The organism is Stutzerimonas sp. C6.4V (assembly GCF_058536345.1).
The window spans coordinates 2436869-2456680 of record NZ_JBZUBM010000001.1 but is presented as its reverse complement, the minus strand read 5'-3'; the positions used below and the strand labels follow the sequence as shown (position 1 = coordinate 2456680).

At 57.1% G+C, this 19812-nt stretch carries 20 protein-coding genes, 1 pseudogene and 1 other annotated feature; of the genes and pseudogenes, 11 read left to right on the top strand and 10 right to left on the bottom strand.

What is annotated here, in order from left to right; translation table 11 throughout:
- Nucleotides 1-3 precede the first annotated feature (3 nt).
- From AC4LFW_RS11480 to AC4LFW_RS11470, 3 genes are read left to right on the top strand one after another with little or no spacing between them, the layout of a single operon-like run.
- Complete coding sequence (locus AC4LFW_RS11480) at nt 4-321, top strand: hypothetical protein (RefSeq protein ID WP_128118941.1); 318 nt, start codon at nt 4-6, stop codon at nt 319-321.
- Entirely contained in the window at nt 311-1333 is a 1023-nt protein-coding gene (locus AC4LFW_RS11475) for a copper resistance protein B (RefSeq protein WP_128118942.1), read from the top strand. Before AC4LFW_RS11480 ends, AC4LFW_RS11475 begins: the two co-directional genes overlap by 11 nt.
- A gap of 9 nt (nt 1334-1342) precedes the next feature.
- Nucleotides 1343-2131: a c-type cytochrome gene (locus AC4LFW_RS11470; RefSeq protein ID WP_128118943.1), complete on the top strand. Its 789-nt coding sequence runs from the start codon at nt 1343-1345 to the stop codon at nt 2129-2131.
- 237 nt (nt 2132-2368) lie between these two features.
- Here AC4LFW_RS11470 and egtD read toward each other — a convergent pair whose 3' ends face one another.
- Nucleotides 2369-3334: an L-histidine N(alpha)-methyltransferase gene (gene egtD, locus AC4LFW_RS11465; RefSeq protein WP_128118944.1), complete on the bottom strand. Its 966-nt coding sequence runs from the start codon at nt 3332-3334 to the stop codon at nt 2369-2371.
- Between the two features lie 197 nt (nt 3335-3531).
- Here egtD and AC4LFW_RS11460 point away from each other — a divergent pair, with 197 nt between their 5' ends.
- From AC4LFW_RS11460 to AC4LFW_RS11450, 3 genes are all read left to right on the top strand, one after another.
- Nucleotides 3532-5343, top strand: a complete 1812-nt coding sequence (locus AC4LFW_RS11460) for a glycoside hydrolase family 15 protein (protein ID WP_168425186.1) — start codon at nt 3532-3534, stop codon at nt 5341-5343.
- Between the two features lie 183 nt (nt 5344-5526).
- The gene (locus tag AC4LFW_RS11455; RefSeq protein ID WP_241508959.1) at nt 5527-7002 is read left to right on the top strand and encodes a vitamin K epoxide reductase family protein; all 1476 of its coding nucleotides are present in this window, start codon (nt 5527-5529) and stop codon (nt 7000-7002) included.
- A gap of 35 nt (nt 7003-7037) precedes the next feature.
- Complete coding sequence (locus AC4LFW_RS11450) at nt 7038-8030, top strand: SDR family oxidoreductase (RefSeq protein ID WP_128118946.1); 993 nt, start codon at nt 7038-7040, stop codon at nt 8028-8030.
- A gap of 94 nt (nt 8031-8124) precedes the next feature.
- Here AC4LFW_RS11450 and AC4LFW_RS11445 read toward each other — a convergent pair.
- Nucleotides 8125-8275: pseudogene (locus tag AC4LFW_RS11445) on the bottom strand (DNA-binding response regulator); the annotation flags it as partial.
- A 247-nt stretch (nt 8276-8522) separates the two neighbouring features.
- Here AC4LFW_RS11445 and AC4LFW_RS11440 point away from each other — a divergent pair.
- The 4 genes from AC4LFW_RS11440 to AC4LFW_RS11425 all read left to right on the top strand — a co-directional run bounded on the left by AC4LFW_RS11440 (nt 8523) and on the right by AC4LFW_RS11425 (nt 12616).
- The gene (locus AC4LFW_RS11440) at nt 8523-8852 is read left to right on the top strand and encodes a four-helix bundle copper-binding protein (protein WP_128118947.1); all 330 of its coding nucleotides are present in this window, start codon (nt 8523-8525) and stop codon (nt 8850-8852) included.
- 475 nt (nt 8853-9327) lie between these two features.
- Nucleotides 9328-10245 carry an SDR family NAD(P)-dependent oxidoreductase gene (locus tag AC4LFW_RS11435; protein WP_491819200.1) on the top strand — a complete coding sequence of 306 codons (918 nt, stop codon included), beginning with the start codon at nt 9328-9330 and terminating at the stop codon, nt 10243-10245.
- Between the two features lie 50 nt (nt 10246-10295).
- Complete coding sequence (locus tag AC4LFW_RS11430; protein ID WP_128118949.1) at nt 10296-11381, top strand: potassium channel family protein; 1086 nt, start codon at nt 10296-10298, stop codon at nt 11379-11381.
- Between the two features lie 12 nt (nt 11382-11393).
- A protein-coding gene (locus tag AC4LFW_RS11425) for an IS3 family transposase (RefSeq protein WP_168425185.1) occupies nt 11394-12616 on the top strand; the annotation gives its coding sequence in 2 pieces (ribosomal slippage) (nt 11394-11679 and nt 11679-12616; 1224 coding nt in all).
- Nucleotides 11672-11788, top strand: a sequence feature (AL1L pseudoknot). It overlaps the preceding gene by 117 nt.
- Before the next feature lie 221 nt (nt 12617-12837).
- Here AC4LFW_RS11425 and AC4LFW_RS11420 read toward each other — a convergent pair.
- The 3 genes from AC4LFW_RS11420 to AC4LFW_RS11410 form a co-directional block, all read right to left on the bottom strand.
- Entirely contained in the window at nt 12838-13284 is a 447-nt protein-coding gene (locus AC4LFW_RS11420; RefSeq protein ID WP_128118950.1) for a DUF6692 family protein, read from the bottom strand.
- A gap of 119 nt (nt 13285-13403) precedes the next feature.
- Nucleotides 13404-13859: a DUF305 domain-containing protein gene (locus AC4LFW_RS11415; protein WP_128118951.1), complete on the bottom strand. Its 456-nt coding sequence runs from the start codon at nt 13857-13859 to the stop codon at nt 13404-13406.
- 13 nt (nt 13860-13872) lie between these two features.
- Nucleotides 13873-14418, bottom strand: a complete 546-nt coding sequence (locus tag AC4LFW_RS11410) for a c-type cytochrome (protein WP_128118952.1) — start codon at nt 14416-14418, stop codon at nt 13873-13875.
- A 232-nt stretch (nt 14419-14650) separates the two neighbouring features.
- Between AC4LFW_RS11410 and AC4LFW_RS11405 the strand changes: the two genes are divergently transcribed.
- Nucleotides 14651-15520 (top strand): formate/nitrite transporter family protein, encoded by an 870-nt coding sequence (locus AC4LFW_RS11405; protein ID WP_128118953.1) that lies wholly within the window; start codon nt 14651-14653, stop codon nt 15518-15520.
- An 80-nt stretch (nt 15521-15600) separates the two neighbouring features.
- Here the strand turns inward: AC4LFW_RS11405 and AC4LFW_RS11400 are convergent, their stop codons facing one another.
- The 5 genes from AC4LFW_RS11400 to AC4LFW_RS11380 form a co-directional block, all read right to left on the bottom strand.
- Complete coding sequence (locus AC4LFW_RS11400) at nt 15601-17265, bottom strand: hypothetical protein (protein WP_128118954.1); 1665 nt, start codon at nt 17263-17265, stop codon at nt 15601-15603.
- A 103-nt stretch (nt 17266-17368) separates the two neighbouring features.
- Nucleotides 17369-18748 carry a heavy metal sensor histidine kinase gene (locus tag AC4LFW_RS11395; protein ID WP_491819196.1) on the bottom strand — a complete coding sequence of 460 codons (1380 nt, stop codon included), beginning with the start codon at nt 18746-18748 and terminating at the stop codon, nt 17369-17371.
- Between the two features lie 97 nt (nt 18749-18845).
- Nucleotides 18846-19076, bottom strand: a complete 231-nt coding sequence (locus AC4LFW_RS11390; RefSeq protein WP_128118955.1) for a hypothetical protein — start codon at nt 19074-19076, stop codon at nt 18846-18848.
- Nucleotides 19077-19100: 24 nt separating this feature from the next.
- A complete protein-coding gene (locus AC4LFW_RS11385; protein WP_128118956.1) occupies nt 19101-19358 on the bottom strand; it encodes a DUF2933 domain-containing protein in 258 nt (85 codons plus the stop codon).
- A gap of 31 nt (nt 19359-19389) precedes the next feature.
- Entirely contained in the window at nt 19390-19707 is a 318-nt protein-coding gene (locus AC4LFW_RS11380; RefSeq protein ID WP_128118957.1) for a co-regulatory protein PtrA N-terminal domain-containing protein, read from the bottom strand.
- Nucleotides 19708-19812 lie beyond the last annotated feature (105 nt).

Sequence of the window (19812 nt, the reverse complement as noted above, 5' to 3'; positions counted from 1 at the left end):
ATTATGAGTACATTTATGAAGCGCAAAACCCTTATCGGCGGTGCCTTGGTGCTTGGTCTGCTGGGCGCAATGCAAACGTCTGTTGCATTCGCAGCGGGCAGCCATGATGAGCACAAGCAACCTTCAACCTCGTCACAGGGCTTAGACAGCAAGTCGGCACCGAAACCACACAATTCTTCTCGCTCGCAAATGAACCACGGCGATATGGATCACGGCTCGATGGATCATGAATCCATGGACCATAGCGGGATGAACCACGACAAGATGAGTCCGGACCCAAAAGCAGCCGACGCTGAGGTGGATTCAAACCATGCGCACTAGACTTTCACGCTTTGCTCTGACGGCATTTGGGCTTTCGCTGAGCGCTATGGCTACGGGAGGCGTCAATGCAGCCGAGATGATGGATCACTCGATGCACCAGACGCCGTCTAATTCATCATCTCAGCCCCCTGCGTCCCAAGACACATCTTCATCTAGCGCTCGTGATGCCGGGGGGCAGATGGATCACTCGGCAATGGGTCATGGTGCGATGGACCACAGCAAAATGAACCATGGCCAAATGGACGCTACGGATCACGCTGCAAGGAAGCATGACGAAACCCTCGAAATGCCTGGCATGATGCACCCTTCGTTCATTCCGATATTGACCGATGCGGATCGGGAAGCCGCTTTTCAGCCTCTCCAGGGGCACACCGTCCATGACAAGTATCTCGCCTCGTTTTTCCTGCTTGATCAATTTGAATACCAGGACGCCGATGAAGGCAGCACGCTAAGTTGGGATGCGTCTGGCTGGATCGGTGGGGATATCGATCGTTTCTGGTTTCGCTCCGAGGGGGAGCGTACCAACGGCGTAACCGAGGATGCCGAGCTGCAGCTGTTATATGGGCATGCGATCGGCCCCTGGTGGGACGTGGTCGCAGGCGTCCGTCAGGATTTCAAGCCCGAGTCACCGCAAACCTGGGCAGCCTTGGGCGTACAAGGAATGGCGCTATATGCCTTCGAAGCTGAGGCTACCGCGTTTATTGGCGAAGGTGGGCAGACGGCAGCGCGCCTGGAGGGTGACTACGACATCCTTCTCACCAATCGGCTAATTCTCCAGCCGACCGCTGAGCTGAACTTCTACGGCAAGAACGATCCGCAGCGCGGCGTTGGCTCCGGCCTTGCTAATGCGGAGGTCGGCTTACGTCTGCGCTACGAAATCGTGCGTGAGTTTGCGCCATACATCGGCGTCACATGGAATCGCTCATTCGGTAACACAGCAGATATGGCTCGTGACGAAGGCGAAGATCGAGAAGAGGCGCGCCTTGTCGCCGGCATTCGGATGTGGTTCTAAAGGAATAAGATGAAAACAATCGTTGCCACCTTGGCTTTAGCGTGCGTTGTCGCTGTGTTTGGCGTAGCGGGAGTTGTCTATTTTGGCTTAATAAATGTCGGTGCAGATGACCCGCATACAGGTCCGGTACATGCGTTTTTAGATACTGCCCGAAATCGTTCAGTTGAAGTCCGTGCTAAAGATATTGAGGTGCCAGACCTCAATAACGAAGCTCAGATTCGAGCCGGGGCTGGTAACTACGACTCGATGTGCGTTGGATGCCATCTGTCGCCAGGATCAGCCCAAACCGAGCTGAGCGAGGGCCTCTATCCGGCACCGCCGAACCTGGCTAAAGCTGGAATTTACGATAACCCCGCTAAGACATTCTGGATCATTAAGCACGGAATCAAGGCGACGGGCATGCCTGCCTGGGGCAAAAGTATGGACGATCAGTACATCTGGGGAATGGTAGCTTTTCTTAAGCAGCTTCCAAACCTAAATGCCGGGCAGTACCGCGATATGGTTGCAGCCAGTGGTGGCCACCAGCATGGCGGTGGCGAGACCGATGTCGGAAACCATCATGGTGACAGCCAGGCAGAAGATGGCGGGGATCATCATGGTAGTTCTGGCGCCGACCACCACGGTTCTGCCAGCCCTATGGACCATACCGATAGTGGTACACATGCCGAAGGAAATTCAACGGAGCAAAGCGGAACCGATCACCACGCCTCCGGAAGTGAGAGTGACCATCACGCTCCGGCGGTTACGCCGACGAGCCACACTCACGCAGATGGCAAACAACATGTGCATGAGGATTGACTCCGTATTGACTGCGGCTGTCTTCAGCTTAATGCGGAGAGACGAGTTCTGAGATAACTGTTAAAGGTTGGAGCCAGGCAGCTGCGTTCTGTCGAGATGGCTTATGCCCTAGCAGGTGCCGTATCCGCATAACCGCTCTTCTTGCCCTGAGCAAACGGGGCGAGTCCACCGGCCGCTGCGTCGGATGTGTGTGCTCATTGGTCCGCGCCGGTGGGTAATCAGCGTAGCGGACGGACCTCAGGCCGTGCGCTTGAGGTAGTGCACGCTGAACAGCCGCTGCGGGTCAGTCCACTGCCGGACACTGTCGAAGCGCGCCGAGCGTGCCAGCGCGGCGAAGGATTCGAGGCTGTACTTGTAAGAATTCTCGGTGTGCAGGGTCTCGCCGGCCTTGAACTGGAAACGCCGGCCTTCGATGGTCACGGTCTGCGCCTCGCGGCTGACCAGGTGCATCTCGATGCGAGACTGCGCGGCGTTGAAGATCACCTTATGGGTGAAATGCGCCGGGTCGATGTCGCTGTCCAGCTCGTAGCGGATGCGTTCGAGCAGGTTTAGGTTGAACGCCGCGGTGACGCCAGCCGCATCGTTGTACGCCGCTTCCAACACCGCCTTGTCCTTGACCAGGTCGACGCCGACCAGCAGGCCGCCACCGACCGGCAGCAGGCTGTGCAGGCGGCGTAAAAACTGCTGCGCCTGGGCCGGGGTGAAGTTGCCGATGCTGGAGCCAGGGAAAAAGGCTAACGGACAGCGACTGTCGAGCCCCTTAGGCAGGTACAGTTGATCGCAGAAGTCAGCGCACAGCGCATGGACATCCAGCCAGGGATAGTCGGCCGCTAGGCGCTGGGTGCTGCTGCGCAGGAAGTCATCTGAAATGTCGATCCCTAGATAGCTCGTCGGACGCATGGCTTCGAGCAGCAAACGAACCTTACGGCTGGCGCCACTGCCGAACTCGATCAGGTCTGCGTCCGGTCCGGCAATCTCCGCGATCTCGGAGGCAGCCTGGGCCAGGATCGCTATTTCGGTCCGCGTGGGATAGTACTCGGGCTGCTCAGTGATCTGCTCAAACAGCTCCGAGCCGCGGCGATCATAGAAGAATTTCGGCGAGGCCCATTTCGGCGTGGCGGCGAAGCCTCTCAGCGTTTCATCACGAAGGGAAGTCGTGTTGGTTTGCGAAAGCTGGTCGTGGAAGCGAATAGCAAGGGCCATCGGGTACTCCTTGGCAAAGCACGGGCAGGCGCTGGTTGTTGGGTCTTCTGGTGACGTTACAACCGACTGCCCGGCCCGTGAAGAAGTTCGTGGCAGCGGGACGGACGACAGGTGAGCCGAACGCCTGCTGTCGAATGGGCTCGAAATGTGGTCTGCCGGCCCGGTTTGGCATTGAATCAAGCGAGAACGAGGACCCTATGATGACCCGCTCCGCGATACCGGAAGCAAATTCCATATATCCCGCCATCGGTTCGCTGGCGGCGCTGGGTGACGGCCACTCTCTTGCGCTAATTGGCCCTGACGGCGGGCTCGAATGGTTCTGCCCGTGCCGTTTCGATGCTTCGCCGCTGATCTGGCCGCTGCTCGACCGAGCCCGGGGCGGTCGACTGCGCCTCTCCGTCACCGACGGCGCCAAGCTCGAAATGCACTATCTAGACGGCACCGCCGTGCTCAACCAGCAGTGGACAACTTCCGCAGGGGAGGCACGCGTTACGTTGGGGATGGTCTGGCCGGCGGACAAGCAGCGGCAGACTCTGTTGTGGTGCGTCGAGGGTGTCTCTGGCGAGCTAATGTTTGAGCTGGAGGTCGAGCCGGCGCACGGCTTCGGCGAGGCCCCGGTAGCCTGGGCGTTGAACGAGGCCGGACAACTGCAAGCCGACGAGCCGGCGCTGCGATTGGATGCCGAGTGCCGCTTCGAACGCATCGGTGAAGGCTGGCGCGGGTGGCGCTCGGTCAAGGCCGGTGAACGCTTCACCGTGGCGTTGGAGGTTGGGCTGGATTCTTCGCGACCTGCGCCTCTGTCGCCAGCGCAGTCCTGGTCGCGCCTGGAAGACACGATTGACGCCTGGCGCGCCTGGAGCGGCAGGCTGCGCTGCACCGAGAAGTACCGCGACCTCATCGTACGCAGCGCCATTACTCTCAAACTACTCATTCATCAGCCGACCGGGGCGGTAGTCGCTGCAGGCACTACCTCGCTGCCCGAGGCACTTGGCGGCACTCGCAACTGGGACTATCGCTATACCTGGTTCCGCGATGCCGGGATGACGCTCGCCGCGCTGTTCAGCCTCGGCTGCCACGACGAAGCCCATCGCTGGGCGCAATGGATGCAGGACACCGTTGAGCAACAGGGAACGCCGCTGCAGATTCTCTATACGGTGGACGGTCTGCCTGCGCCGAGCGAGCGCGAGATTGAAAACGTTGACGGTTATTGCGGCTCGGCGCCGGTGCGGGTCGGTAATGCCGCCGATACGCAGCATCAACTCGATATCTACGGCGAGCTGCTTGAATGTGTTTACATCTGCGACAGCATGAAAGTGCCTGCAATGCGGGCACACTGGCCGCACATGCGCGCAGCGGCCGATTTCATCGCCTCGCACTGGCGCGAACCGGACCAGGGCATCTGGGAGGTGCGCAGCGAGCCACGCCAGTTTGTGCATTCGAAGGTCATGGCCTGGGCCGGGCTACAGCGCGCGCTGTGGCTGCAGGAGCGGCACGACCTAAAGGCAGAGGTGGCGACCTGGCGGCGCGAAGCCGAGGCAATTCGTGAGCAGGTGCTACGCGAAGGCCTCAGCGCGGACGGCCGGCACTTCGTTCGCGCTTACGGCGAAGAGGGGGTGGATGCGGCACTGCTGTTGCTGGCGCGCAGCGGCTTCATCGACGGCGGCGGCGACAAAGCGCTATTCCGTAGTACCGTCGATGCTGTGTGCGACGCCTTGAGGATCGAAGGCCAGCCGTGGCTGCTGCGTCGCTACCACCCGCACGACTCAGATGGGCTTAGCGGCCGCGAGGGAGCCTTTTTGATCTGTAGCTTCTGGCTGGTCGAGGCACTGGTGGCGGCAGGGGCGCCCGCCCAGGCCGAGGCCGTGTTCGAGCGACTGCGCGATTTGCAGGGCGAGTTCGGCCTGTTTGCCGAGGAAGTCGACCCGGCGAGCGGCGCCCAGCGCGGCAACCTACCTCAGGCGTTCTCGCATGTCGGGTTGGTTAATGCGGCGATCAGCCTTTGCAGATAGAAACTGAGACTCGCTGGCCCACATGGCTTCGTTGCAAACAAGATCGAGCATGCCAGCAAGAGATATAGCTCTTTGACTTCTCTGTGATTACGAGCTGATCTGAACTCGGTCGGGTGCGACCGGTCGGTTTTAGGTAGGCCGAACGCTCGTCGCCCGGCCCGTCATTCAAACCGGAGCCGATCGATGGAGCACCAGGGTGAGTATCTGCGTCAGGGCGCGATGAAGTCCGATCAAAGCATGGACGATCACATGCAGGCGATGGAGCATCGCCACCTCGCCACGCTGTGGTGTCATTTTCTCAACGCGTTGCTGGGCTTCTGGGTAATGAGCGCGCCCTTCGTCTTCGGCTACCTGAACATTGCCCCTGACGACCTCGACCTGGCGCGTCTGGCCGCGGAGCGCGAACTGCCCGACGTCGCTACCCGCGCCTGGCTGATGACCTGGAATGATGCTGTCAGCGGCGCACTGATCGTGCTTTTCGCAATACTCTCGCTCAAGCGTATTGGCTGGGCCAGTTGGGCCAATACGGTTATGGGGCTCTGGCTGATGAGTGCACCATTGCTGTTCTGGACACCATCGCCGGCCGGTTATGGCAATGCTTTGCTTGTAGGTGGGCTTGTCATTACTTTCTCGGTCCTTGTGCCGATGATGCCGGGCATGAGCATGAGCGGCATGATGCAAAAGGCCGCCGTGCCGCCAGGCTGGGATTACAACCCTTCGACTTGGTTGCAGCGCCTGCCAATCGCCGTACTAGCTTTGATCGGAGTACTTCTGGCGCGCTACCTGACCGCCTACCAGCTTGGTCATACTGCCAATGCCTGGGACCCATTCTTCTCGGCGCCCGGCACCGGCCCGGCGGAGAACGGCACCGAGACCATCATTACCTCTGACATGTCGCGCGCCTGGCCGGTCTCCGATGCTGGGGTCGGTGTGCTGGCCTACATGATCGAGCTGACCATGGCGGTAATGGGCGACGCGCGGCGTTGGCGCACGATGCCATGGATGGTCGCTGCTTTTGGCGTGGTGGTGGTGCCGCTAGGCGTGGTGAGCATCTTCTTCATCATCGCCCAGCCAATCGTCATCGGCACCTGGTGCACCCTGTGCCTGATCCAGGCGCTGGCGATGCTTGTGATGATGCCTTATGCGCTCGACGAGCTGGTCGCCATGGGTCAGTTCCTCAAGGATGCCAAGCGCCGTGGCAAACCGATGTGGCGCACCTTCTTCAAGGGCGACGCGATGGAGGGTTGCCGGCAGGACGACTCGCCTGAGTTTTCCGGCAGCCTTTCCGGTATGGCGCAGCAGGGACTGCGTGGGGTCAATTTGCCGTGGGGCCTGCTGCTGCTTTGTGTACTTGGCGTCTGGCTGATGTTTACCAGGCTGATATTCGGCACCGAAAGTGCCATGGCCAACAGCGATCACCTGATGGGCTCGCTGCTGCTCACCGTCACCGTGCTGGCGCTAGCAGAAGTAGCTCGCCCGCTGCGCTTTCTCAACCTGCCGATCGGTCTCTGGTTGCTCGCCGCCCCCTGGTTTCTCGACGGCGGCTCGACGGCCTCGACGGTCGGAAGCCTTATCGCAGGCGTGCTGGTGATCGGCCTCAGCCTGCCGCGCGGGTCGATCCGCCACCGCTATGGCGGCTGGAACCGGCTGATTCGCTGAACCCTTAGTCAGATTTATTGAGCAGGAGTGGATGCATGAGTGAGCCGACAGCGGTGATTACCGGCGGGACCGCCGGCGTCGGCCGCGCTACTGCCGTAGCGTTTGCCCGCGCCGGCTATCGGGTGGCAATACTAGCGCGCGGCGAACAGGGCCTGGCCGACACCCGCGACGAGCTGATGGGCCTGGGCGCTAAGGTGCTGGCGATCCAGTGCGACATGGCCGATGCCGCCGCCGTGGATCGCGCCGCCGAGCACATCGAGCGGGAACTCGGGCCGATCGAGGTATGGGTCAATTGCGCCATGGTCACGTTGTTCGGGCCAATATCAACACTTAAGGCTGCCGATATCGGTCAGGTCACCAACGTCACCTACATGGGCTTCGTCCACGGCACGCTCGCCGCACTGCGGCACATGCGAGAGCGCGACCGCGGCACCATTGTCCAGGTCGGCTCGGCGCTTTCCTATCGCTCGATTCCGTTACAGGCGGCCTATTGCGGTGCCAAGTTCGCCATCCGTGGGTTCACCGACTCGCTGCGCAGTGAGCTTATCCATGATAAGAGCCACATCCGAGTGACCATGGTGCAGTTGCCGGGCCACAACACGCCACAGTTCGACTGGGCCCGCAATACCTTTGGCAAGCGCCCACAGCCGGTGCCGCCTATCCACACGCCGGACGTAGCCGCGCGGGCCATCCTGCGCGCAGCTGTCGATAAGCCGCGCGAACTCTGGCTGGGCAAGGCAGCGTTCCAGGCAATTCTCGGCAACATGGTTTTGCCCGGCGTGCTCGACCGGATGATGGCCAAGCGCGCCTGGGAGGGGCAGCTTACAGACGAAGATGAGGAGCCCAATCGACCAGATAACCTCTACGGCCCGGTCGAGGGCTTGGCCCGCGCCTCCGGGCGCTTTTCCGAGCGCGCCGTCGACAAGGCAATGGCGCTCAGCGCCGAGACGGTGGGCAAGGTGTTAACTGTCACAGCAGTGATGACGGCTGCAGTTGTTGGGGTAGCCATCGCAATAATTGCAAGTTGAGGCATTAGCCGTAATCGACCCCTACGGGCGCTCCCAAATAATCTACGGCAATGTAACTTAACGTCAGGAGTCCTTACTTTCATTCGTAAGTTCAGCGTACTACTCGACGCCGCAGAAAATCGACCTTAAGGTGTAGAAGCTTAAGTATTGTTTGGTTGTGGACTGGTACCGCGGCGAAGCAACGTGCGGATCCTGGCTAGCGATTCGGAAAGCGCAAACGGTTTGACGAGATAACTGTCAGCGCCCCAGTTCCAATCCCCCAGACTAGCGAAGCCGGCCAAGCTGTCAGGCTGGTCGGCATTTTATTGCGCCACATAAATCTCTTCCCGCACGCATTCTCCAAGTGCTGTCGAATACCTTACAGAATTGTAATGAAATTCATCGAAACGGGTCCGGCAGGGTCGTGTCGTATTTCTGTGCCTGTTAAACGCTGATGAGGCTATTCAGCTAGCAGGCTACGATACCTACAACTATCGAACCCTGGAGAACGTAATGACCAATTCAATGTTCGCTTCCTGCATCCAAGCTTGTTCGAACTGTGCCCTGGTGTGCGAAATGTGCGCCTCTGCTTGCCTGCGTGAGGACGATGTGAAAATGATGGCTCGATGCATCGAGCTTGACCGCGACTGTGCTGATATTTGTACCCTGGCTGCCACCTTGATGAGCCGAGAAAGTGAGTTCGCTAAAGAGTTCTGCGCCCTTTGTGCCAAGGTCTGCCGGGCCTGCGGAGAGGAATGTGCCAAGCACCAAGCGGATCATTGCCAAGAATGCGCTAAAGCATGCATGAAGTGCGCTGAAGAATGTGAGCGTATGGCCGCCTAAACGCCGACCCGCTGCCCTGGTCAGAATAAAAAGCCCTCTGTCAGGGTAGCGCTTCTACTTTTGAAATCTCACTGTTTTCTCATCCATCGCCTCGTGCCCTACGTTCGGGATAGAAGCAATGCCCGCGCTCGTGGCTGGGCTCAACAAGGCGTCCAAGGGGCACGGCTAAAGCCGGTTAGCGCGTTACACGTGAGCTACATTTTTTCGTCGTCGGCTCTCTTGTCTGCTTGTGGCCCAGCGAGTACAGAAAGAACTTACGGAATCGTAAAGAGAGGGCCGGAAACTCTGAAAATGGTCGCATAGCACTTAAGTTGCGGACCGTTATTCGTTGTTTTGGCTTTGCCAGGAGAAAGCAATGAAGGTTTTGCAACTGTCCCCATCGCAGGGATTGGCTTTGCTGTTATTGCTGCTTGCCGTGTGGCAGCTCAGCGGTTGCGCCGTTTCCCCGCGCCTGAAGCCAAGCGACCAGCCAAGCGTGGCCGGCAAGACCTTTGTCATCACTGGCGCCTCCAGCGGTTTCGGTCGTGGCGTGGCGCTCAGACTTGCCGCTCTTCAAGGGAACGTGGTTCTTGCCGCCCGCCGAACAGAAGTGCTCGAAGAAGTCGCCACGCAAGCGCGCGCGGCAGGCGGATCGGCATTGGTGGTGACTACCGACGTGAGCAGCCCGGATGATATACAGGCCCTGGCACGAGCCGCCATCGAACGCTTCGGCAAAATTGACGTTTGGATTAACAATGCAGCGGTCGGGGCACTCGGGCGCTTCGAAGATGTTCCTGTCGAGGACCATGCGCGGGTGATAGACGTCAACCTCAAGGGCGTGATCTACGGCAGCCACGCCGCCATGCGCCAGTTCAGAACTCAGGGCTTCGGCACGCTGGTCAATGTCGGTTCAGTCGAGAGTGAAATACCGCTGGCCTATCACGCCTCCTACGCAGCGACGAAAGGCGGGGTCATGAACCTCGGCGCTGCAATCGCCGAGGAGATTCGCCTGAGCGGCAGCGAGACCATTAGCGTGGCCACCGTCATGCCTTGGGCTGCGGATACGCCGTTCTGGAAACATGCAGCCAACTACACCGGTGGCACCCCGCGCATGGCCACAATGGACGGCCCCGAGCAGGTCGTTGAGGCAACCGCCTGGGTCTCGGTTAACCCGCGTAAACGTCTGCCGGTAGGCTGGAAAGCCCGAGGCGCGGTGATTTCGCATTCACTTTTCCCGTCTCTAACCGAGCGAATCGCGGCCAACATTGCGCATCACTGGCAGATCGAAAAAGCACCGCCAGCGCCGCCAACGACGGGCTCGCTCTACGAGCCGATGCAATCCGGCACCACTGTTGAAGGTGACGTGCGGGAACGTATGGAGCGGGAAGAGGCAGCACGAAAGCAATCGAAATAACCCGGCGACGCAAGATCAACCGGGGCCGCGAGCTTGGTGGCGGAAGGTGCTTGAGACACAAGCACTTTAAAACAGCGGCGGAGCTGCTGAATCAACTGGCAGTTCCGAATGGGCAGTTATTGCCATCTGGACGCTTGAAACGCCGACCCGCTGCTCTGGTCAAGAGAGTTTCCATCTGCCAGAAGTTTGGAGCATTACACGTGACATACCTTTATTTCGTCGCCGGCTCTCTCATCTTCATGGTTACTGCCGCAGAGATCATCAAGACCGTCTTCTCAACGCAAGGGGGAGGCGCAATCACCACGAAGCTGACCAAGGCAATTTGGGCGTTGTTTTTCTTCGGCTCGCGGAAAAAGGGAGACGCAAGGCTTCTGGAATATGCGGGACCAAGCATCTTGATCGTTGTCCTCATATGCTGGATTGCAGGTCTCTGGCTAGGCCTGTTCCTAATGCTCATGGCCGATCAAAGCTCAATAGTTTCGAGTACCACGCAAATAGCGACTACACCACTAGAGAAGCTATATTACGCAGGCTTTACTCTTTCGACTTTAGGCGTGGGTGACTACAAGTCAACAAACGACTTTTGGCGGATCTTGACCTCTGTTGCTTCGTTCACGGGTCTTGTATTCATTACTTCAGCAATTACCTATTTTGTTCAGGTCTTGTCCGCAGTAAGCCTTCAAAGCAAGCTTGGACTCTATGTAAATGCGATGGGCAAGACACCACAGGAAATCATAGTTAACGGGCACAACGGACCTGACTTTGAACAGTTGGCGCCGCAATTTTTAACACTTAGCGAGATGCTCTTTGAGCATTCGATCAATCATCAATCGTTTCCAGTCATCCATTATTTTCATGCCAGCGACCCTGGACAGACTGTCATCCCGGCAGTAGTAAGAATAGATGAGGCCAGCGGGGTATTGGCTCACGGCTCCGTTAAGTCTAATAATTTACAACTGCCTCTGAAGATGTTGCGCGCTAGCCTCGACACATACGTCGGCATGGTGAAGGGGGGGTTGGAGGACAATCCAGCGAAAGCTGAAAAACCGCCAACGCCAAACCTGTCCATGCTGAGAGAACGTGGTATTGCTCTTGAAGTGAATCGCCCCGGGTTTTGTGGAGGCCTCAACTCTTGAGAAGATGAGGCCATGAGAAAGACTACGACCTACTCCCCTGAAGTCCGTGAACGTGCCGTGCGCATGGTTCTGGAGCACCTGAACGACTATCCGTCCGAGTGGGCGGCCATTGAGGCCATTGCCCCGAAGATTGGCTGTGCCGCGCAAACCCTGCATGGCTGGATCCGCCGCCAGCAGACCGATGCAGGCCAGCGCCCCGGGCCGACCACTGAAGAGCGTGAGCGCATCAAGGCTCTGGAGCGTGAGAACCGCGAATTGCGCAAAGCCAACGAGATTCTGCGCCTGGCCAGCGCGTATTTTGCCCAGGCGGAGCTCGACCGCCGCACCAAGTCCTGAGGGCATTTGTAGACCAGCATCGTAACCGTCTCGGGGTCGAGTCGATCTGCCGTGTCTTGCAGATCGCCCCGTCCGGTTACCGCAGGCACGCGGCGCAGCAGCGTAACCCAGACCTGCGCTGTTACCGTGCTCGACGCGATGAGGCGTTGATCTTGGAAGTCCAGCGCGTATGGGACGCCAACATGCAGTGCTATGGCGCGGTGAAGGTCTGGAAGCAGCTCCGGCGAGAAGGCATTGAGGCTGCCAGATGTACGGTGGAGCGGTTGATGCGTCGGGCGGGATTGCAAGGCATCAGGCGCGGCCAGGCCGTGCGAACAACGGTGGCCGGGGACAAGTCGCTCTGTCCGCTGGATCGTGTGCAGCGCCAGTTCCATGCCGCCCGCCCGAACCAATTGTGGGTGTCGGACTTCACGTACGTGTCGACCTGGCAAGGCTGGCTGTATGTGGCGTTTGTGATTGACGTGTTTGCGCGACGAATCGTCGGTTGGCGAGTCAGTACCTGCATGAAGACTGACTTCGTGCTGGATGCCCTGGAGCAAGCGCTGTATGCCCGACAGCCACATCGTGCCGGTGGACTGATTCATCACAGCGACCGTGGCAGCCAGTATGTCTCTATTCGCTATACCGAGCGGCTGTCAGAGGCAGGCATTGAGCCTTCGGTTGGCAGCAAGGGCGATAGCTACGACAACGCCTTGGCCGAAACCATTAACGGGCTGTACAAGGCCGAGCTGATTTACCGGCAATCGTGGAAGAGCCGCGAGGCTGTTGAGATGGCGACCTTGAAATGGGTGCACTGGTACAACCACCAGCGGCTGTTGAGCTCAATCGGGTATATCCCGCCTGCGGAGGCTGAGGCAAACTTCCACCAGCTACAAGCAGGTCAGGCCATGGCGGCCTGACTTAAACGAAGCGGCCTCCACAAAACCCAGGGCGATTCATGAACAGGATGGAACAACGTATTTCGAGCAGCCGCAGCTCGCACAGCGGCGCCGGTTATTTTCGACATTGCTGCGCAGGGAAGGTTGGTCATGGCGTCAGGTTTATGGTGAGGAAACGGACTTTACGTAGAGGCGGGTGCGCCTCCTTGCGCGGCCCTTCGATGTGCTTGATACCTATAGCTCTAGCTCCGAGTCGGTTGCTCGCAGGTGTACCAGCCGCGGTAACCAACTTTTAACCCCTGGGCCAGCTCAAAATGAAGATCGGCGATAGCTTTTTCGCCGTTAGGCTCGACATCACCGTCCTTGCCCAGCGCTACAACGACGTTGATGTTGTCGGCTGCAAGCGATGCCCCTGCCCCCAGTGCTGAGTAACCCGCCATGGGTTCACTCGACAGCTGTACTAACTTGCCGTGGATTTTCACAACGCCCCTAGCGAGCCCGCTTTCCCCGTCATGTTTGATAGCGACCACGGGTGGGCTTTCGGCTGTATAAGCAAAGTTACAGTAAGGCCCCGAGCCTAGCACCTTGTCTACTTCCGCTTGATCCAGTGTTTGCGGGTCGATAGACGGGATGTCCGGGCTGTCTATAGCTTCGCGACCGCTTACCACTTCTGGCAGCGGGGAGCGCATAAGCGGCTCTTTTAGACCTTCACCTGGGGCGGGGTCTCCGCACGCAGTAAGCAGCAAGGCTAAAGTCATGGCGCTCCCGGGCAAAACGGACCGGGGCGGAAATGCTCGATACGTTTGCATCAGTTAGCCCTCTCTAGATCATTGATCAGGAACTTCATCTCAGCGATTTCACGGCGCTGAGCCTCGATGATTTCATCTGCGAGTTTGCGAACGCGCGGGTCTGAAATCTGAGCGCGTTCACTTGTCATGATCGCGATAGAGTGGTGGGGGATCATAGCTTTCATGTAGCTTGTATCGCCTACCGTTGCCTGGCTGCGAACGAGCCAAAGCGCTACAGCAAAAGCTGCTGCGCCCCCAACGAATATCGCTATGTTCACAGACTTTTTCTTGTACATATTGAGCATGAAGGCCAGCATGACTACGGCCATGACGGCTCCCATTACTAATGCCATCCAAGCACGGGTCTCGCTCCATAAAACATGTTCAAACGCGTAAGTATTCAAATACATTACGCCGTACATGATAATCGTCGCCGTGGCTACCATTGCAGCGAAACGCCAATAAGACATTTGCATTGAAAGCTCCTCTTTAGTGATGGCCTGCAGCTGAATTACCTTGACCAAACTCTGCGTATCTTTGTGCGGTCATACCGGGCAGCTGCATTACGAATGCTGTTAAAGCCCAAATCTGCTCATCGTCATGAGTTGGACCGAACGCTGGCATGGCACTCATCCGAACGCCGTGTTTAATGAGCCAAAACACCTCTCTGGCCTGCCACTCGGTCACTACATCAGGCAGGTGCGGCGGCTGAGGCAGCATTCCCCGTGCCCACTCGCTTTTCTCAACGCCCGGGCCACCGTGACAGTGCTGGCACATGGCCTGATATTCGCGACCACCTGATGAGGTCATCTGAGCATTGAACTCAGGGGGTTCAATCGAAGATGCCCTGTCTGCAACCGATGTCTTCATCGTCGTTTCTAAAGCCCAACGAACCAATGGCTGGTGGTCTTCGGTTGCTGCAACGTTATAGGCGCCGGTGTAAACGATGGTAACCCCGACAACCGCACTCGCGATCAGGGTTCCGACTACGCCAATTGCTATACCGCTAGAGAGATGTTCTTTATTGGATTTCATGGGGACCTCGCCCGTTGGCTCGTTTGAGGGCTTTAACAACTTGGTTGTCACTCAAAAACGGACAAGATGAGGGGCGCTGAGGTTTCGACTCTTTAACAAGCTTACAGGATTGTAATATTTTGCTGGCCAGTTGACATCAAGTCGTGCCTGTTTTACTACGCGAACTAACCTGGCTGCCCGCCATCTAGAACCTACTGATAGTTTAAGTTTGTTGTAATAAGGCAGATCAAACATGGGCCTGGATTCGAGTCGAACGCAACGTGAAACAGCCAAGCCCAGTGAGGATGGCCACAGATCATTGAGACGTGACTTCCCGCTAGAGGAAGCTCAAAAGAATTATCACACCATCCTCGAGCAACAGACCGCACGGGCTGAAGAAGAGCTCAGGCGCCCAGCACTGGCGTTGTTCTTGTCGGGGCTGACCGCAGGGCTTGACGTAGGTTTTGGACCCTTTGCTATGGCGGTTAACACGACGTTATTCAAAGGAACCCTACCTGACCCTATCATCACGCTCCTCAACGCCAATCTATATTCGATAGGCTTCGTCTTCGTGGTGCTCGGCTATTCAGCGCTTTTCACGGAGCAAACGGCCTCGGCGGTTCAGCCAGTACTGTCCAGGCGCGCAAGCGTGGGTTCGCTGTTTCGTCTCTGGGCGATTGTGCTGACGGCCAACATCTTAGGAGCTGCTCTTTTCTCGTCTTTCGCAGCGGTATTGGGACCTGCACTCAACGTCGTCGAGCCACGAATTTTAGGAGAAATCGCCCACCGTATGGTCGCCAAGCCTTGGTGGGTCATGCTGCTCAGCGGTGTCACAGCCGGGTGGTTGATGGGGCTTTTGGCGTGGCTCATAACAGCGGCACGCGATACCACCAGCCAATTGATATGCGTGTGGCTCACAACGATGCTCATTGGCCTGAGTGGCATGCATCATTCGATCGCGGGGACGGTTGAGATCTTGATGGGCCTGTTCGCTGGAGCGGGCGGCACAGCCTCAGGTTATCTGACATTCCTTGTGTGGTCGGTCCTTGGCAACGCGCTGGGTGGTGTGTTTTTCGTTGCAGGACTGAAGTATTCGCACATCAGAAAAAGCGTGGAGGAATAAGAGGAACCACTCGGCGCTGGCTCAGCAAGCTCTGGCTGCTTGCTCAGCGGCTCAGGCGCCCCCGCGCGCGACTATGTGTGTCACTGGCTCTCGAACAGCAGCCCCCTAAGTCCATCATGTTCTTCGGGAGTAGGAAGGGCGGAGGCATCTATGTTTCCAGCACCGCCCGACTCGCCATTCGGCGAACCGACCTCTGGGTGAAAACTGCCTTGTGCATCGAACGCAACCCAGCCGTACCATTCCCGGACGACCTTGGTGGGTTTCCCATCGTCCATAGCGACATACCAGTCTGCCAACCTGTAACGCTTACCGGCGAGCTTTGCGATAGAGCTTTCAGCTCGAACCAATGCGAGGTACAGCGCGTGTGGTAGCTCCTCTAGGGCACCGGTTTCGTCGAGGAGAAATATATACGAGGCGTGTTGAGGTTGTTCTGTTGACACGGTTCGCTCCTCGTCCAGGCTTAAGGTGAACACGGGAGCAAAGCCACCCCCTTCCGTTCGAAAGTTGGTCGTCTGACCTTGGTAGACCCTGGCAGCATTCCACTGCACCTTTCCTGCATAGGCGTAGGCGCGTAGGTCAAACTTCATCGCGCGCACCTGATGGTCTGCAGCTATTCGGCGTTCGCCAGGCGCCACGAGGGTCTGAGCCACGTAGTTTCCGCTAAGAATTTCCTCCCACACCCGCTTGGTGAGTTTTTCTCCACGGTAAGCACCACGGCTACCAAAGCCACTGACCGGCTTGAAGAAGAGGCTTCGGCGGTTTTGCCAAAGCTGCTCTGCATTTCGATGCCCGACAAGGCTCGTAAGCGGGACGTACTCCGCCAATATGGCGCGGGTTTGCGGATCCACTCCCATTTCTTCAAGCAATCCTGCATTGGTCAGATCGACCAACCTGCGCTTGTCCGCATATAGGGCGTAGGCCTGAGGGTGTGGGGTTAGCGTCACGGCATTAGCTAAGAACGCAGTCCGCAGAGCGCTGCAATTTTCGCTTTCCAGGTAGAAATCGGTGAGACGGTTATAGACCAGATCGACTGGCTCGCCGCCAACCAGGAGCGAACCAGCAGCGAACGTCAGTTCGGTTGGGTCGGCAATGATGCAGTCGATTCCTGCCGATTCGAATAACCGTTGGAAGAGAAGAAACTCGGGATAGAGGTACTGGCTCTGTGGGCTTTCATCCAAGATAGCTACGCGCTTTAGCGGCCTTTGCACGCCACTCGCTGACCATTCCTGAGCGAACATATCCAGAATCGCATGCTCGAAGCCGCCAGCGACTTCATCGCCTGGCGACAGACCTACCACGCCGCTGCAGCAACTGCGCTGTGCACGGGCGAGCAGTACGTTAAGCATTGCTCCGCCAGCGTTCGTGTTTATTTCTATGAGACCCAGCGTTTCCTCGTCCAAGTGGAAATCGTAGCCAAGGAAGACGCCGCGAGCCCCTCGGGGATTGTGTTGCGCGATAGGCGGAGCGGAATCCAACGCATGTGCGCGCCAAGCCGGTAAGCTAACGGTCTGCTCAATGGCACGGACAACCTCTGCCACCTGCTGCAGTCGCTGTGATGATACGAAGACCGGCCGCGCTGCAAACACATGAGGGCAGCGTGACATCAGCAACTCCAACAGCTCGGGATTCCCAAGCTGGTCGGTCAATGCGTTTGCGAGCGCCGCTTGATCCAGGCTTATGCAAAAGCACGCTTCGTTAAGCGCTGTGGCTGTCGTACCGCATTTTTTTGATAAGGATGCTTGCACAGGAAACTCCGAACCAGTCATACGAGTTCGAAAGCCGTGACCCCTTTCGGTTCAGCCAAGCATTCATATGCGCAGGGCGGCGAATCGCCGGCTAGCCTCATCATCACGCACGGCTTTCGTCACGCACCGGGAGCGTTAACGTGAAGGTCGTAAACCCATCAGCTGACACGCAAGCGATGCGACCTTTGTGGGCTTCAACTATCGATCGGGTAATGGCCATGCCGAGGCCAGCATTCAAGGTAGTACCCTCACGTCTGGCAGTATCTACTCTGTAGAATCGATCGAATACTCGAGTCTGGAGCTCCTCTGGAATGGTTATTCCACAATTGGAGATTGCCGTAGAAATGGATGTGCCGCTTTTCCATATCTCAACGCTGATTGTGCTGCCTTCATCTGCATACCGCACTGCGTTTGAGACGATATTAGAGATGGCCCGCCTTAGCATTGATTTGTCGCCTTTCACCTGGCCATCGCCTGTTAGCTCGATCCTTACATTCCTGTCCTCGGCGGCGAGATCGTAGTATTCGACAACACTGGCAGTAATCTCAGCCATGCTGGCATCTTCGGTGCTAGGTATGATTTTTCCGTTATCTGCCTTGGCAAGGAACAGCATGTCATCGACCATCTTAGACATGCGCCTGAGCTCTTCGAGGGCTGAATATATGATGTCCTTATAGTCGGCGTTCTCGCGGTCGCGCAGGAGGGCGACTTCCATTTGCGTAAGCATGCTGTTCAGAGGAGTTCTTAGCTCATGAGCAATGTCGGCTGAAAATCCCGATAACCTGAGAAAGGAATCATCAAGACGTGAGAGCATCTCGTTGAAATTATCAACGAGTTCGTGGAGCTCGCCTGGCACCGATTCGGTCGGAATTCGAGTATCCAAGCAGTTAGCGGTAACCGTAGAAGAGGTCTTGGAGAGCTCGTCGATCGGTTTTAAGCCTTTTTTGATCAAAATAACACCTAAAGCGCCACTCAGAAGTGCACTGACCACCAGCGTATAAGCAAACCACTGCTGGATCATTTCAAAGAAATGGATCCGGTGTGTTACATCTAGGGCTAGATATACGACAGTGTCCTGTCCGCCGACCCACTGGTTTACTTTTCTGGTGATTCCGCTGTACTGATGGCCGCCATAGTCGACCGTCCAGCGTTCGTCTTGGATACCTTTGGCAAGAGGTAGCAAGCTCTCAGACAGGTTGTGATGGGAGTAGACGGTCCTCCCATCCACCACTACTGCTGTTGCGAAACCAAAGGAGTGCTCAATAACTGCATCGATTCTTGAAGCGGTTCTTTGCTCGAATGCAGGGCTACTTCGCAGTGTGCGCTCAACGGCTTCGGCCTTTTCATTCAGCACTTGTGCATCTTTGCGCTCGAAATGGAGCCGACAGAAATAATTAAAGCTGATTGCGGCGGCCGTTAGCACAACCGTAACCACGAGCATAAAAACAATTGCCATTCTGCTTGTCAGCGACACTTTGCCCATCTGTACGATCCTGGTTACATCATCAACACAAAAACAGGTAGGGCACCCGTGGAGGTGCCCTACCTGCTTCAATCGTTGCTATCTGCATTTAAGAATACTATGTCGCGTCTGGGCTTCCGCCATTTTGCTGGTGGCTGGCTTTCGCCGTCTCCATCATGTCTCGGCATTCTTTCATCATTTCACGCATGTCGCCCATCATTCCCATATGCATGCCGCCGTTCATCATGCTGGATTCGGACTGGCTTTGGCCTTCTTTATCAGCCGCTGCGAAGCTCAGCCCGCTCGCCAGGGTAATTGCAATTGCTGTTACGGTTATTGTCTTTCGCATGTTAATGCTCCTGATTTTCCGGGTTTATTCGCTTTTGCTTAGCACGGCCTTGTCTCCGGCCGCAGAGTCTTCGGTCTTGTCGCACTTTCCGCCGGACATATGCTTCATACATACGACCATCATCAGCAGGCATGGCAAGAGATAAAGCAGGCCTGGGAGCGCCGGCGCCAAGGCCGCACTACTTTGGTTCATGAGCAAGTAGCCAACTACAGCTACGGTTAGACCCGTCACGATCGGATTGCGCTGCGGTATGCTTTTCATCTTGGAAAATAGGCTGCTCATCTAAGTGCCCTCTAATATTTCGCTTGACGGGTTAACCGTTGTTTACGCCGACTGGCGCACCCAAATACTCTACCGTATGGATATTCCCGTCGGGGGTTTTAATCTTTATCGCGTAAGTCTGAACGTTTCCATTAGTTCTATAGGTTTGTATCATTCCGGTCGTGCCGGTTGAATCAGCTGGCCCCACACTTACCACTTCGCCTTCTTTGAGAAGTGCGTTTAGTGTAGGCTTCGCTCCCGACGTTTCATTCAAGCGCTTCAAAGTCCGATCGCTTCCGCCTTCTGCCATCGCCAGCGAAGAAGCTGCAGTCAAAACGACAGATACAATCAGCTTAGTTGCGATTTTCATGTTTAACACCTCTGGTTAGTTGATGCCTCTAGATTACAAGGCAGGTCCTTACCAGAAGCTGTTCCGAACGTTACAAAGATGTAATTGAATCTGCTGATAGTGGCG